Here is a 15,042-nt window from a genome sequence, read left to right as displayed (position 1 = left end):
TAAATTGAAGTTAAGTGCTCTTAGATTTGATCAAAAGCAAGCATTTTTGTATATGTTAACTTTCCTTTTATATAATACCCCATATATTCTTTCCTCTTCGCTGCGATTTCATAATAAACTCCTAATCCGTATCTACATACATGTTCAGGAAGACTTAATGACCAGACATCATCAAGCTTATCTTTAGTTAAGGCGATTAGCCTGTTCTTGTCCTTAATATTTTCTGATTCTCTATTTAGCGATTTTTCCATTTCTAAAGCAATCAAATTATCTTGATAAATGCCCTTGCCTCTACTATAAATTCTTATGTAGCAATTAATTGGTATCACTTCAATGTGTTCATTTATGATAGTCTTCACTTTTCCATTGCTTCTGTTATATTCGACATCTACATAATATCTTTGAATAAGCAGTTCCCTTTAGTTCCTCTTGAAGATAAATCATTAACGTTCCGCATAAGTTCGTTCAGCTACACTACTGATGATTAATTTTTCTTGTTCTATATAGGAGAAACCTTTTATTGGCGTTCTCGAAAAGAGTGATTAGTTCCTTATAATCTCAACTCAATGACATGTAATAAACATTCAGAATCTATATATGAGTAGGAAATATTGTGATCGTTCAATACTATTCAAGGTTTACAAGCCATTATCTTGAATCCTCTGTTGAGCCAAGTTTTAGCTACTTGGACTGTTTACGTAATGATTCTACAGCAATAGATATTACATCAGGAACCACACCCTCTGACCATTTGTCCCAAAATTTAACTGTAGCACTATTGGGTCGCTGTTTAGGTTCAGCTATTTTAACTCTACTTGGCAGTAAACTAGCATCTCCTACGATTAATGCTTCTCCGATATCCAGAATTGGCAGTAATTCCGCAAAGTTCCCTAAACTATCTGGAAGGAGTTTTTTTACAACACTTTGATCATCTGCATTCGTTAAACGCATAGCGATAAAATTACTACTTTGACTAAGTACTGTACGATTAACCTCAGATGGTCTCTGGGTAATAACTACTAAGCCGACCCCATATTTTCTTCCTTCCTTTGCAATTCGTTCAAAACTTAATAAACTAGAGGCTTCAACCCCTTGTTGTACATTAGCAGGGATATAGAGATGAGCTTCATCACAAAATAAAGCAATAGGATGAATTTTATCTTTGTCTATCCATTGTTGAATTGAGAATACAATCCTTGCTATCAAAGACACCATTAGTGGTAAAACATCAGAAGGTACTTCTGAGAAGTTAATAATTTTAACTCCTCCTCCCTGAGAGGCGGGTGCCATCAATTCCTTACAAAGTGAATTCATAAAATCATATTGTAGCAAGGCTGGTTCTTGCGAAAACATAAAATTTAAACGTTTATCTTCTATTTTTGCAGAAAGTCTTTGTATGAATCTGGACAACTTACCATGGAACTCTCCTTGTTTTTCTTTACCAGCTGCCCCAGGTACCATCTTTGTATCTAAATCTTCTAAATTTTTAATAAGTTCACTAATCTTATATGGAACCGGACTATCTATAGTTAGATTTTCTAGTAAAGACAATTTATCATTATCTTTTAAGAACACTTCCTTTTCTTGTAAAACTGTTCTACTAAAAATCATTGCCTGATTAGGAGCGTTGTTATCACTACGATCAAGCATCAATGATAACATTTCATCGTAAGTGAGTAGCCAATATGGCAAAAACATGCTGTTATCTTTAACATTGTCTGCAGGCCCAGCAATTTTATAATGTTTGATTCCTTTTCCTTTAATTGGTTCATATTCACCATGAATATCAAACAGAATTGCATTTGCCGAATCTAGCTGCGCAATCTGTTCAACTAAAGAGGCAACAGTATACGACTTTCCTGAGCCAGTACTACCGACAATGACGGCATGGCGTTGAAATAACTTATTACCATCTAACCAAGCTTTCGCATTCTCATTGATTGTATAAGTACCAATGAACAAAGGATTTTTAGCATCTGCGTTACTTTGAGATATTACCCCCATAAAATTAGTCAGAGTTACATCATCCATGATAAAACAGTCAGCATCAATTTCTGGTACTGACTCTAAAGTACGCTTGAATTGGTTAGTACTTAGTCCAATTTTATCAAAAAACGTTCCGATTAAAGTTATTTTGACGATATCGTTAGAACGAGAATCTTCGTCATTATTTGGTTCTATTTCCTCATCAAATTTTCGCATAATCTTAACAACTAGACCAATAAGATGCTGACCACGTTTAGATGCACGAATAGCTACAAGATGATTAACTTGTAATTTTGAAAGCATATCACTTCTATTGACCTTCACTACCACAGAGGAAGTATCCACACTTTGTACTTTTCCAACTGATTGAGCATCAGGAAAATTCAAAATAGCCATTTAGATCCCCCCTTAAAATTAATATAGGATATTATAAAAATCTTCTATTTTCCAAAATTCGCCTTTCTCTGTATGCCTGGCATCTTTCATTAAGAAATCCGTGTAGCCAGATGTATTACTTTCTTGTATGACCACATATTTAACAGCATTTTTAGAAATCATTGTGAGTGCAGTGTCTGATAATTTTTTTGTTACCACCACTATAGGCTTACCCTTGCGAATTGCGCTGATTATGTTAGTTTGAATTTGCTCATCGTTGAAGCCATAACCGATGCATAAAAAGCTCTCGGCCTTTGCTATGAAATTATCAGCAATATGTATCACATCTCTACAAGGTGGTTGCGCAATTGATCGATACTTTTCAGAACCAGGTGGAATAATTTTAGGATGCATTTGTTCAGGAATATTATTCTGCAATGGTAAAGAGTATACATTACCATTCTCATGTTCAAACCAATCTAAAGATCCATGGACTTTCAATAAATTAACTTTATAGTTCCGTTTAACTAATTCAGTATCAATCAGCCTCATATAACGACCGTCGCAAAGTGTATTAATTGATATATTGAATTGGTCGCAAGAATATTCAATAACTCGATCATAATTTGTAGTAATTACATTGACTTGCATTGGATGAGGTACACACATAGCCTTTAATAATTTCCCTAATGTCAAAATAACTTCGTTTTTTAACATTTTATAAAACAATTTCAGATCATATTGAGAGATTAATTCCCATGTACTTCGTGTAATATCGTACATGATCTGTTCAGACAAATTCAAACCCGTTAATGCAGTCTCCAGATCCTTACCATCCATTAAACGTTCTTGAAATAGGGACCAAACCTTATCAGAATTATATTTCGTGCCGACTTGAGCAATTAAATGTTCTGATAATAGTGACATTCCGGGAATTCCATAAGGGATGGTACCTCCAGTACCAATTAATATTAAAGGAACATCTTGTGTATATTTTTGAATAATCTTAAAAACATCTCCTTGATCCATCTTAATACCATCCTTCATTACGTTTGAATTAGTAATAATGTAACGTTATTCCAATTTAATCTTTATTGAGAAAATGCAAATTATCTTATTACCTTTAGTCAAGTCTTTTATTTCTTTCAATGAACTAAAATCCATGAACTCACTTCCTAACAATTTGAGTTGTGGTAATTAAAGGAGCTATTTTAAGAGTGAGTTAAACATATTGTCTATCTTCAAATCTTCAATCTTTTGATCTAATGCTTCTTCACTTTTAGTAATTAGTCTATGATCGGCATAATCGGACATATCATTTTCTAGATCTTCTAGTTTTTCCATTAAATAAGTAAAAACGCTTTTCATCTCTACTTCAAAGAAATTGCTAACATCCTCAATTTCACCGATTAATCCATTTATGTCATCCTCGGTATCATCTACATTACTCACATCATCATCAATAGCTACGGCTATTAAATCTGTCATACCTTTACCATATTTATCATAGAAAGTTGCATATTCTTCAGGATAGATACTAGCAAGTTCAATCAAACCTCTAACATCACTTAAAGAAGACATACAATTAGTATAACTAACAATAAAATTTGTTATATTAAAGTTCAATACATGTTGTAGCTTTTTGAGCATTGAAACAAATGTCTCTCGTTCATCAGCTTCAAATAAAGTAATATCAACATTTTTCATTTTATCAGCTAAAAAACAATTGATATCTTTGTTACTGTAGTTATAATAGCGATTAATATAAATTAACTTTTCGTTATACGAGTTTTCGGGAGCATATCCGACTATTATCATCTTGTCAAAATCAATAATAATTTTATTTTCTATACATTTTCTTAATCTTGCGTTTAACTTAATTTTACGACTAGACGCTGAAGAACCAAACGAATACAGACTCCATTCTCTTCTATCATACGGATCAAAAATGGTAAATAATTGATTAAAAAAAATCATACTATTTATAATCATTTCAATTAAATCATTATCAAACTCAATGTAGTAAATTAAAAAATCTTTAACTGAAGGGTTTTGGAATTGGATAAAATTCTCACCATTAACTCCCCTCGTTATTTTTATAAACGTATTTTCTAACTCTTTTAAAGAGTTTAAAAAATCTCCTCTCTTCAATAATAGATTGAATTTAAGAGAATCATAAGCAATCATCCCTTTTACTGACAGAATTAGCCCTTCTTCTGAAATCGGGCTATTACTTAATAACAACGCATATAAAATATATTTTGATAATTCGCTTATTTGATTTTCAAAAGCAGATTTCCATATTTCACTCGGATTTGTCAATGATATTAAAAAATGATCTAAATATTTATCAGGAGGAATTAGCTGCTTATTAAGCCTGAATGTCATCAACTCAATAACACGCGGACTATAATTGAGATGATTAATAATTTTGTAATACCCTTTATTTGAAACTATAGAAGTAATATATTCCTCTGGAAGTTCCGAAAAAAACAAATGATTATAAAAAATTTCAGCCTTTGCAATCTTTGTGTAGCTTTCTAAGTCCAAAATATGCTTTACTAAATCAACATCCTGTCTTCCTAAGACTTCATACTTCTGCTGAGCTTGTTTAAGAATGTATTCCCTTGTGGTCATTATTAACTTTTTATTATTATGTATCTTTACTCTTTCCATGAAACTGTAGAGCCTCTTATCTTCATTTTTTGCAATGGAATCCTCCAAAAAATTGCTCCCCAAAAAATCATCATAATAAAACACTTGATTCTGATCGGGTGAAAACAATTTATTTCCTTCCTCAATGTCCTTAGTTATTTCAACTAGCTCATATCCTTTTGACATGTATTGAAAGATTAACATCTTAGCCAGTGTTGTTTTTCCAACACCGGGATTTCCGGAAATTATAATAAAATTGTTATCATTTAATATATCAATCGCTTCATTTACACTCTTATTCTGAACAAATAACTTGATACTATTTGTAATAGTATCTGCCAAGAATTCTGAACGATTTTTTACATTTGCTTGTAAAATTGCTTTCAGCACTGTCGTACTTGACAACCATAATTTATAATACTTTTCTTCAATATCATTATTCTGTCCTAATAAATTATTCAAATCATTCTTACCGAATATGTCTGTGGTAGATAAAATATAAGGTGCAAACATTTTTACTAATTCAGCTTTATTATTTGGCGTTAAACCTACTGATGTGACTATAACATAACGTTGGGGATTTAATTTTTTCACCTTTGGAACTTCAATAGTTAAATTCGATTTTAAGGACTTAAAATCTTTATATCTTTTACATTGAACCAAAAGACTCTTCTTTTTATCAGTACTACCTCGTAAATCAATTCCACCATCTTTTCCTTCAGTAAAGCTTTCCAAATATATATTTAATTGCTTTTGGAGCAAGTCTCTAGCTAAATCTTCAAATTCAATTGCTGATAAATTTAAAAAGTCATAGTTGTGCATAACAGTATACCGTCCTATAAGTCAATGTCTTGTAATAATTCGACATTTTTTGGCATTTTCCTTTTTATTGTTATTGAATGCTTTAGCAAGAGTTCAAGCTTCATTTATACATTATATCCCTGATACCTAGGCATGGTGGTAGTCCTCGCGAAAGGCTTTTTCCACAGTCCTTTCGGAATCCTCATTCCCACTGTATAACCAACATACAATCAGAACCCTCTCTCTTCCATTGCGCCCTCACTTCGGCCCAAATATCCGCAACCCATTCGTCACCAATGCTCGACTACCCTCTTCGCTATACTCCATATGACACATGCCAATACCGCTAATATAAGAAAACCATGACCATGCCATGTAATAGGCATCACCGGATTGAATTTGCTCCAGCTGCTGAGCCTCTTGAATGATCGGAATCAACGTATCGACAAACTCGGCAACAAACTGCTTCAAATCGGCTGCCAAAGCCGGAAACCGTTCCGGATATCCAACTACATACTGGATCAGACTGATAGAGCTAGTGTTCTTTAACTGCCTTTCGATCTGGCCTTCAATAAGCGCATAGATTTTGGATAAAGGCGGGCCTTCCACAAGCAATTCCGCTTGGTACGCCTTCTTCGCTGCATCCAGGTGCTCCACAACCACTTTGTGAAACAAGTCTTCTTTGTTCGCAAAATATAAAAATACAGATGCATGACTAATGCCTGCCTCTTTGGCAATGTCCTTAATCGTGCTTTCTGCAAAGCCTTGCCGAGAGAACATCGCAGTTGCGGCATCCATGATTTGTTTGCGCCGCTCCTCCCTCAGCTTTTCATTAACAGTTCGCGCCATGTGAATCACCCCGGATCGTAAATAAATATGTATATCGTATTTCGGCTAATCGACAACTTGACAATAATACCCATTATATCATATAAATAAACTGACTGATCAGTTATTTAATTAATGGAGGTATTGAACTATGAAATACTTTATACTAACAGGTACATCCCGTGGTATTGGCGAAGCGCTTGCCCATCAGCTGATTTCTGACGAACATCATCTCTTTTGTATTTCCCGAACACCCAACGAATCGCTGGCTGCAAGAAAGGGTCTCGATTATATCCAATTTGATTTGAATCATACACACGGAATTGAAACCGTCATAAATACCATCTTTGATAAGATCGATCCAGTCAAGGCGGAATCCATCTATTTGGTCAATAACGCGGCCGTCGTTGCCCCATTGGCTCCCATTGAGAACAGCCCTGTAGATCAAATCATCCACAATATCCACATTAATCTGCTGGCCCCCATCGTCTTAACCTCATTGTTCATACATCATTCCAGCCATCTGCCCATAGATAAAAGAATATTAAATATTTCGTCCGCATCTGCCAAGCATCTCGTTCCCGGCATGAGCTGTTATTCGACTGCCAAGGCCGGGTTGGACGTATTCTCAAGCTCGGTCGCTCTTGAACAAGGCAGCAAGGATAACGCGGTGAAGGTCGTATCTGTCTGGCCGGGAATGATTGATACCCATCTTCAGGAGGAGGCAAGAAATGCCGACCAAGAAACATTTGCTTCCTCCGTTCTTTTCAATCAGGTCAAAGACAAGGGGATGCTAACTACTCCGCAATTTGCGGCAGAACAAATCAAAGAGCTATTATTAGGTGATCGGTTTACACAAGGGGCACTCATTGAAAATTTATACGCTTGACTTCGAGCGCGCTCTAACTTGTATGATCCATTTATGAGGAGGCCATTTACTATGGATATGGAATTAACGATTCAGCAGGTTGCTGACCGAACGGATTTAAGTGTACATACGCTTCGTTATTATGAACGAATCGGTCTGATGGATCCAGTCCATCGTACACCTAACGGGCGGCGTTCTTATAAGGAGAATGATATCGAGTGGATTGTTTTGTTAATACACTTGCGTTCTACCGAGATGCCGATCGCCGAGATGCAGCAATTTGCCAGCTTAGTCCGTCAAGGGGACTCCACCATTGCAGATCGGTGCGTATTATTGGAAGCTCATGAGCGTAAATTGCTTGAGCAGTACCAGGAGCTGCAAACCACCCTTGCTCTGCTAAGTGATAAAATCGGGTATTACCGTTCATGGGAAATGTCGCAGCATGAAAAGAAACCGATAACGGGCTGACCTCAATCACTCATTTTTACAAAGGAGACTTTTGGATGCAGCAGCTGTTATTAGGAAATACAGGGATACAAGTGAGCGCTCTCGGCTTGGGATGTTTGAATTTCGGATCTCGTACGGATAAAGAAACGTCTTATCGACTGCTCGATCAATATGTCGATGCTGGCGGCAGCTTTCTGGACACGTCCAATAATTATGCATTTTGGAATGAAGGCTGCTCGGGCGGAGAAAGCGAGCTGCTGCTGGGTCAATGGTTGAAGGATCGGGGAAATCGGGAGCACATCGTTCTCGCAACCAAGGTAGGCGCCCAACCGACGATTCCAGGGGGCGGCTTTGAGAGTATGGAAGGCTTGTCACGCAAGGCCATTGAACAAGCGATTGACGGAAGCCTGAGACGGCTCGGGACCGATTATGTCGATCTCTATTACGCTCACATCGATGATGTCAATACGCCGCTTGAGGAGACGATGGAAGCATTCGATAGGCTTGTCCGTGCCGGAAAAGTTAGAGCCTTAGGCTGCAGCAACCATCATACGTGGCGAGTAGAGAAAGCGCGGATTATTAGCAAATCCCATCATTGGGCACCGTACAGCTGCATACAGCAAAGATATACGTATCTTCGACCAAAGCCTGGTGCGGACTTTGGTGTCCAAATCAGTGCGAATGACGAGCTGTTGAACTATTGTCAAACCCATGATGATTTCTCCCTGCTAGCCTATTCGCCTTTACTGAATGGTTCCTACACCCGCAGCGATACACCGCTTCCGAAGCAGTATGAGAGTGAGGATGCTCAAGCAAGACTCAGCGTCTTATCCGAAGTAGCCCAGGAAACCGGTGGCACCCTAAATCAAATCGTCCTGGCGTGGCTCCTCCAGAGCACCCCGACTACCCTATCCATCATCGCAGCCAGCAAGCCGGAGCAGCTTCAGGAGAATCTCGATTCCCTCAACATCCGGCTGACTCAGGATCAGCTGCTTCGGCTGTATACAGCAGGTTAAGCACGCCTCCGAACAACCCTCTATCCGATCGGCCGTCATATCGTGGCGGCCTTTCAGCATGATTGCCTCCCTCTCAACTATTCATCGATGATTGTTCAATTTCAACAAAATCCCATATCGCCACTGCTGTACAGCAGCTCTCCTATCCCTGGCTGAAACCCGTTAAGTACTGTACATCCCCCATCGGCGGCGGTATACTGAAAGCTATGCCCTCGATAACCATACAGCGGGGCCGTTACCAGTCTGTGTATTGCTTACGCTACCATTTCGTAAATACCTATAAGAATTAACAGGATGCCACCGATTAGATCAGCATATTGGCTCACCCAGGTTTTGGCAGCCATCAAGCCGATCCGCGTGCCACAGCTAATAAATACAATTGAAAATAATCCCGCAGCCACTGTCGTCCATAGAGGGGAGACACCCGTCGCTCCAGCTCCAAATCCGGTCGCCATATTATTCAAGGCCAGAGCCAAGCCCAAGGTTAATGCTTCCTTCCACGAAATGACTTTATTCAGATCAACGTCAGCCGTTGCAGGTTGATGGATAACATCAATCAGACTATGGCCGCCAGCAGCAGACGGTTCGGGAGCCTGCGCACGCCGACGGCTGCTTACTATACCCCAAACCCCGATAAACAAGATCATGAATGCACCCAACAGGTTAGCTGCAAACCCGGGCATGTAGGCTGTCATATATTCTCCCAGGGTTACGGACACATAGGTACCCAGCATCGTAATAACCGCAATAATCCCATTGGATAATGCCGGTATCCTGGTCGAGCGGATGCCGAATGAGATACCTATTCCAAGATTATCCAGATTGGAAGCTAAAGCAATGAAGATAATAGAAATCCAATGCATGTAGATGCCCCCATTTCATCCATAATGAATACCATCTCCTACCTTATGCCGCCCAGCCCAAATGGTGATTGCTTGTGGGACATCACGCCCCCGTAAACTGACTTGCCAGCGGTATAAGGAAATAGTCATGCCTTCACTTGGCAGGACTACTCGGTATCATGCAGGAGCTTGCACCACAACATCATGTTTGACGGAGTGATCATATGAAAGAAAAATTAAAAAAGCTGGATCAGCCCATCTTATGGGTCTTATTCAGCTTCCTCATCATAAGTACGGCTGTTATATTCAGTGCCACTGCGGGAACCAGCTACAATGGACTGCATATTAACAATGCCGTTACCTTCAGTGTGCTTTTTATTGTGATGATCGGTGTTGCTCTTATCGACTACAGAATCATTGTCAATCATCTCTCGATCATTATCTACGTCATTGGCATTATCCTGCTCTTGTTAGTTATGGCTAAAGGGATGGATATCAACGGGTCCAAACGTTGGCTGAACATCGGTTTTATGGCCTTTCAGCCTTCGGAAATCATGAAGATTTGCGTTATTGTCTTGCTCGCCAAATGGATGAAAAAAAGAGAAGGTCATTCCCTGCATTTATTCAAGGATCTCCTTCCCATGGCCGCTATCGTATTTGTTCCTTTTTTCATTGTGCTTGAACAGCCGGACCTTGGAACCTCGATTGTATTTGTTGCTATATTTGTAGGTATGATCTGGATCGGCAATATTCGACTGACTCACGTCATTATAGGCCTTGTTGCCGTGTGTGTTCTTGTCGCAGGAGTAACAACGCTCTACTTGTCCGGATCTCCGCTGTTTTCCAAAATAGTGAAGCCGCATCAAATGCAGCGGATTCAGACGTTCCTTGACCCCAAAAACGATCCTGACAATAGCTGGCACGTCGTAAACTCCATCAAGGCTATCTCTGCCGGGCAGCTGACAGGAGATGGTTATCAAAAGGGTACGTTGGTGCACAGAGGATATATTCCTTATGATTACGCTGACTCGATCTTTGTTGTTATCGGTGAGGAATTCGGCTTTCTTGGTGCCTCCGCGCTGCTGCTGCTCTATTTTATCCTAATTTATAGGATGATCCGAATCGCGATCAATCGCTCAGAATTAGAAGGTACCTACGTCGTCATAGGTGTTATATCGATGTTTACGCTGCAAATTTTTGAAAATATTGCCATGCATATCGGGTTAATGCCCTAAACAGGCATTGCACTGCCGTTTATCAGCTATGGAGGCAGCTCACTACTGACAAATATGATCTCGATGGGCCTGGTTTTAAGTGTTAAAATCCATCAGACTCCAGAAAGAATCTACTCCGACTGAGGAGTTCCATCCACCGGCTCCAACACGCCGAGCTCCATACACATGGTAATCGATAAAGCTTTAATTCCCGTTTTAAAACGAATGTGTACCCGATCCTCCTCGATGCTCGTAATTTCCCCATGACCGATAACCCGATGCTTTACAAATTGCCCTACGCCCAGATCCGCCTTACGTTTGATCGCGTTGGGATTGTCGGGAATATCGGATTTGCGCTTCACCTGTTTCACAGATTTATCTTGGGGAGAGATCGGCTTGGGAGGACTCAGGATATGCTGAACGGCCGTCACAAATTGAGACCCGCTAACCTTCTCTCCATCACGCTCTTTGTAGGTAATCAGCTCCAGCTGCGATTTGGTTCGTGTCATGCCTACATAAAATAAGCGGACTGCCTCCTCCATAAGCGCCAAATCCCCCTTCGCCTGCTTCTCGATATCTTCAGAGGAAGGCAGAATTCCATCAATCAGGTCGATCATATATACCCGTTCAAATTCCAAACCCTTGGAGCTGTGCAAGGTCGAGAATGTGACGACATTGTCCTCTCTTTGGAATTTGGACTGCTTCATGACGGACTCCAGATGCTTCAGACGCTGAGCAAAATCGGTCATCGTGTCCAAGGTGGTGGCGATCCCTTCCAACGTGTTCAGAATCCCGATCACTGTATCCTTGCGGAATCCGAGCCGCTCACTCAGCTTCTCAATCGCTTTCTCATAACCCAGTCTGGTACGTATTACCTGGATCGCATTCAGCGGCGGCATATCCTTCATCTGAGCCAAGGTTTCCTTGCACTCCAGCAATATTTTTCGCTGATAATCCTGCAGCTCCACATGATTCAGCAAATTATCAAAGACGGATTCGTTATTATTGATCTCCTTCAGAACGGACATTTGCTGCTTCGTAATGTACCCGCTGATTTTGGTATGAATAGCTTCCATAATATCGGCACGCTTGTCCGTAAAGGTCATCCGCATGAAATTCAAAATATCCTTCACAACCCAATGGGAGAAGAAACGCAGATCGTGATCCTTCATATAAAAAGGAATACCCGCCCGCTCAAATTCATTAATCAAAATGACCGATGAAGCATTGTTGCGGTACAAAATGGCAACATCCCGCAGATTGTCCACCTCTTGAACCTGTTCAATCAAATATTTGACCTGATATTGATAATCGGCAAAGCTTCTGATCAGAATCGGTTTGTGTGAAGGGTTGCTTGTAAACATATTTTTGTCGTACCGATTCTGATTACGCTTAATGAATTGATTAGTCACACTGACTATATCTTGAGACGATCTGTAATTCTGCTCCATGAACAGCGCTACAGCCTTCGGATAAGCTTCTTTAAAGTTAAGCAAATACGACGGCTCCGCACCACGCCAGCTGTATATCGATTGGTCATCATCCGCGACCACACACAGATTGCCATGCTCACGCACCAGCTTTTCGATAATAGCATGCTGCACCATCGAGGTATCCTGACTTTCATCAGTCAATATATGGTCATACCTGTGCTGATATTTCTTCAGCAGCTCTCGATCTCTCTCCATAATCTCATTGCATAGTGTCAGCATATCATCATAATCGACCAGCAGCTTGTCGGTACCTGTTCGTTTAAAGCGCTCATATTCCCACAGGATCCGATCCGCTTTGGGCACCTCGCATTTGACCAGCGGCCACGATTCTTCAGGAACCATTTTATTTTTGATGTAGCTGATGTAGGTGGTCAGCTCCTCCATTTGATCCTCGGTAATCGGTTCGTTATGGAGTCTGGTATACAGGTCCCGCAGGATCAGCTTTTTGTGCAGCGGCAGCCCATCCATCCTCGTTTTCCCCTGCTCCTCATGCTCCATATTCCCTTCAATCAAATGATAGGTTATTCTCGTTTTGCGAAAATGCTCACGAACGACCTCAAAGGCCAAACTATGAATAGTAGAAAAATCGACAGGCGGTAGCTCAGGGAAAAATCGTTTGAACCGTTCTTTCATATCCGCCGCTGAGGCTCGACTGAAGGTAACGGCCTTGATCCGTGATGGATGCACACGCTTTTCCTCTATCAAATAGCCGATTCTCATAATAATCGTAGTCGTCTTCCCCGATCCCGGCGACGCCAAAAGAAGCAGGGCACCCTCCGTTTGCCGGACCGCCTGCTTCTGAATTTCACTGAGAGACACACCAATTTCGTTATGCTTGCGGACAAAAAAATCTTCCTGTTTCATCATGATCGTGATATTCCCTTTCAAAAGACCCCTTGCTGAACATGTACATCCCTTATACTTTCAGTGGTCATTATGCATTTTCTTATATGCCTGATTATAGCATTATCCTGAATCGAAATGATAAAGGTAAATGAATCTTATTCAAAAACAACCTCTTGATCCAAAATAATCTCCTTAGGTGGATACTCCATGGGAGCTGCATATGGAATCAAGCCTAAGCTGCATTCATTGATATTATTAGGTAGCGGCGGCGTGACCATAAAGCGTACCTGAGCTTGTCCCCCGCCGCCGTGGGAGCCGTTTCTACGAACATAGTATTCCTGATTCCCTTTTACTTCCAGCAGCAATTGCGGGCGAACATGACCATTCATTTCTTCACCTTGTACTTGCTCAATTTCCAGAAAGACAATACTTGCGTTCTTATGCTGCATGGCATGTGTCAAAGAATATTCAAAGCCATCGACAACTGCCTTTTTCATAATGGGTAATACACTCAGCAGTTCGCCTGGTTCATTCGGCATCTTGGGCTGGCTTCTCTCATTAAGACTGTGCATCAGCCAACTGATTGTGGGAATGTCCAACTCATAGCTTGTCGCCCATTCCTCCATAATTTCTTTTGTCGGAAAGTACCGTTTGCCGTTAGCAAGCAGCTTGCGTTCATTCAGAAGTCTCAGGATGGTTTCGTCAATGGATCTAAATTCATCATTATATTCATTCGGTATCAGCTGCATTTCACCCCAACCCATCGTCGTAGTCTCCTTTATTATAGAAATCCATTTCCCCTTAGGCTAGCTACGGATTGTGCCAAGGAATCACTCGTTTTCACTTCAATAACGACCGAACAATCATGTGTCCGGGCAAATTCCAATCTGTCATTTATAGGTACGATGCCCGTATATAAAGCTTGATGATCTGACTTGCCATTATAATCATGCAGGTGCATATGATGAATGCGATTATTGTAATGAGCGAAGAACGATTCCTCTGCAAAGCCCGCTTTGGCATCATGACCAACATCCCAGGTCAAATAAAAGTTATCGAAAGCACTTAACTGATCAAGAGCTTTTCGAATATAAGGAAGTTGAAAATTGCCTGTATTCTCAATACATAAGGCTACATCATAGGCTGCAGCTATTTGATAAAACTCTGCATACGAATCTTGAAGCAATTCCCTAAAATTGGTTTCGTACTGCTCATTGATCCAGACTTTTGTCTGCGGTAGGGTAAAATAAATCCCATTATTCATATGCATGTTCAAGGTTTGGATGCCTGATAAATGGGCCCATTCCATCGCTTGTCTGCAGCGTTCCAAGTGCCCCTTCCTTATTGAAGGGTGATAGGAGGATACATCCAATTCTTCGGGGAGATGTATCGTAAACTCCACGCCGTATTGTTCTTGATAGGTTCTTATTTCTGAAAAGCTTAAATTTTCGGGTATGCAGATAGGCAGATTCATATTTAATTCGATAAAATCCAAACCCAGTTTTTTGCACAACTGGACATTTTCAGCAATGGAAGTGTATTGTACCAATGTAGGCATTCCGAACTTCATATGCATCCCTCCTCGATCAGGACTAGCCCTATTATAACAGCTGCTGCCTTATCTTGTCCTTCAACTCAAATATAGCAAGAATTATCAAGAAGTAAACGCGA

Annotated in this window: 12 protein-coding genes and 1 pseudogene; 4 read left to right on the top strand and 9 right to left on the bottom strand. The window is 40.2% G+C overall.

Annotated elements, in window-relative coordinates:
* Positions 1 to 20: 20 nt before the first annotated feature.
* The 5 genes from OB236_RS22985 to OB236_RS22965 all read right to left on the bottom strand — a co-directional run bounded on the left by OB236_RS22985 (position 21) and on the right by OB236_RS22965 (position 6,666).
* Positions 21 to 359: a hypothetical protein gene (locus tag OB236_RS22985; protein ID WP_262686067.1), complete on the bottom strand. Its 339-nt coding sequence runs from the start codon at positions 357 to 359 to the stop codon at positions 21 to 23.
* 322 nt (positions 360 to 681) lie between these two features.
* Entirely contained in the window at positions 682 to 2,382 is a 1,701-nt protein-coding gene (locus OB236_RS22980) for an ATP-binding protein (RefSeq protein ID WP_262686066.1), read from the bottom strand.
* An 18-nt stretch (positions 2,383 to 2,400) separates the two neighbouring features.
* On the bottom strand, positions 2,401 to 3,390 hold the full coding sequence (locus OB236_RS22975) for an SIR2 family protein (protein WP_262686065.1): 990 nt from the start codon (positions 3,388 to 3,390) through the stop codon (positions 2,401 to 2,403).
* A 177-nt stretch (positions 3,391 to 3,567) separates the two neighbouring features.
* On the bottom strand, positions 3,568 to 5,838 hold the full coding sequence (locus OB236_RS22970) for an nSTAND3 domain-containing NTPase (protein ID WP_262686064.1): 2,271 nt from the start codon (positions 5,836 to 5,838) through the stop codon (positions 3,568 to 3,570).
* 237 nt (positions 5,839 to 6,075) lie between these two features.
* Positions 6,076 to 6,666, bottom strand: coding sequence for a TetR/AcrR family transcriptional regulator (locus OB236_RS22965; RefSeq protein ID WP_262686063.1), 591 nt, complete (start codon positions 6,664 to 6,666; stop codon positions 6,076 to 6,078).
* Between the two features lie 130 nt (positions 6,667 to 6,796).
* Here OB236_RS22965 and OB236_RS22960 point away from each other — a divergent pair, with 130 nt between their 5' ends.
* From OB236_RS22960 to OB236_RS22950, 3 genes are read left to right on the top strand one after another with little or no spacing between them, the layout of a single operon-like run.
* Positions 6,797 to 7,534 (top strand): SDR family NAD(P)-dependent oxidoreductase, encoded by a 738-nt coding sequence (locus tag OB236_RS22960; protein ID WP_262686062.1) that lies wholly within the window; start codon positions 6,797 to 6,799, stop codon positions 7,532 to 7,534.
* Positions 7,535 to 7,585: 51 nt separating this feature from the next.
* A complete protein-coding gene (locus OB236_RS22955; RefSeq protein WP_262686061.1) occupies positions 7,586 to 7,981 on the top strand; it encodes a MerR family transcriptional regulator in 396 nt (131 codons plus the stop codon).
* Between the two features lie 35 nt (positions 7,982 to 8,016).
* Positions 8,017 to 8,976, top strand: a complete 960-nt coding sequence (locus tag OB236_RS22950; RefSeq protein WP_262686060.1) for an aldo/keto reductase — start codon at positions 8,017 to 8,019, stop codon at positions 8,974 to 8,976.
* Positions 8,977 to 9,230: 254 nt separating this feature from the next.
* Here OB236_RS22950 and ytaF read toward each other — a convergent pair whose 3' ends face one another.
* The gene (gene ytaF / locus OB236_RS22945; protein ID WP_262686059.1) at positions 9,231 to 9,839 is read right to left on the bottom strand and encodes a sporulation membrane protein YtaF; all 609 of its coding nucleotides are present in this window, start codon (positions 9,837 to 9,839) and stop codon (positions 9,231 to 9,233) included.
* Positions 9,840 to 10,042: 203 nt separating this feature from the next.
* Between ytaF and OB236_RS22940 the strand changes: the two are divergent.
* Positions 10,043 to 11,176: pseudogene (locus OB236_RS22940) on the top strand (FtsW/RodA/SpoVE family cell cycle protein).
* Here OB236_RS22940 and OB236_RS22935 read toward each other — a convergent pair.
* The 3 genes from OB236_RS22935 to OB236_RS22925 all read right to left on the bottom strand — a co-directional run bounded on the left by OB236_RS22935 (position 11,164) and on the right by OB236_RS22925 (position 14,941).
* Complete coding sequence (locus tag OB236_RS22935; RefSeq protein ID WP_262686058.1) at positions 11,164 to 13,392, bottom strand: ATP-dependent helicase; 2,229 nt, start codon at positions 13,390 to 13,392, stop codon at positions 11,164 to 11,166. The pseudogene OB236_RS22940 and the gene OB236_RS22935 overlap by 13 nt on opposite strands.
* A 134-nt stretch (positions 13,393 to 13,526) precedes the next feature.
* Entirely contained in the window at positions 13,527 to 14,135 is a 609-nt protein-coding gene (locus OB236_RS22930; RefSeq protein ID WP_262686057.1) for a hypothetical protein, read from the bottom strand.
* 17 nt (positions 14,136 to 14,152) lie between these two features.
* Positions 14,153 to 14,941 (bottom strand): sugar phosphate isomerase/epimerase family protein, encoded by a 789-nt coding sequence (locus OB236_RS22925; RefSeq protein WP_262686056.1) that lies wholly within the window; start codon positions 14,939 to 14,941, stop codon positions 14,153 to 14,155.
* Positions 14,942 to 15,042: the final 101 nt, after the last annotated feature.

It is taken from the genome of Paenibacillus baimaensis (assembly GCF_025567575.1).
This window is presented reverse-complemented; position numbering and strand designations above follow the sequence as displayed.

Bases quoted from the DNA above. Each gene is read 5' to 3' on its own strand.
- OB236_RS22980 (WP_262686066.1), bottom strand. From the start codon at position 2,382: ATGGCTATTTTGAATTTTCCTGATGCTCAATCAGTTGGAAAAGTACAA.
- OB236_RS22930 (WP_262686057.1), bottom strand. From the start codon at position 14,135: ATGGGTTGGGGTGAAATGCAGCTGATACCGAATGAATATAATGATGAA.
- OB236_RS22925 (WP_262686056.1), bottom strand. From the start codon at position 14,941: ATGAAGTTCGGAATGCCTACATTGGTACAATACACTTCCATTGCTGAA.
- OB236_RS22960 (WP_262686062.1), top strand. From the start codon at position 6,797: ATGAAATACTTTATACTAACAGGTACATCCCGTGGTATTGGCGAAGCG.
- ytaF (WP_262686059.1), bottom strand. From the start codon at position 9,839: ATGCATTGGATTTCTATTATCTTCATTGCTTTAGCTTCCAATCTGGAT.
- OB236_RS22935 (WP_262686058.1), bottom strand. From the start codon at position 13,392: ATGATGAAACAGGAAGATTTTTTTGTCCGCAAGCATAACGAAATTGGT.
- OB236_RS22970 (WP_262686064.1), bottom strand. From the start codon at position 5,838: ATGCACAACTATGACTTTTTAAATTTATCAGCAATTGAATTTGAAGAT.
- OB236_RS22950 (WP_262686060.1), top strand. From the start codon at position 8,017: ATGCAGCAGCTGTTATTAGGAAATACAGGGATACAAGTGAGCGCTCTC.
- OB236_RS22965 (WP_262686063.1), bottom strand. From the start codon at position 6,666: ATGGCGCGAACTGTTAATGAAAAGCTGAGGGAGGAGCGGCGCAAACAA.
- OB236_RS22975 (WP_262686065.1), bottom strand. From the start codon at position 3,390: ATGGATCAAGGAGATGTTTTTAAGATTATTCAAAAATATACACAAGAT.
- OB236_RS22955 (WP_262686061.1), top strand. From the start codon at position 7,586: ATGGATATGGAATTAACGATTCAGCAGGTTGCTGACCGAACGGATTTA.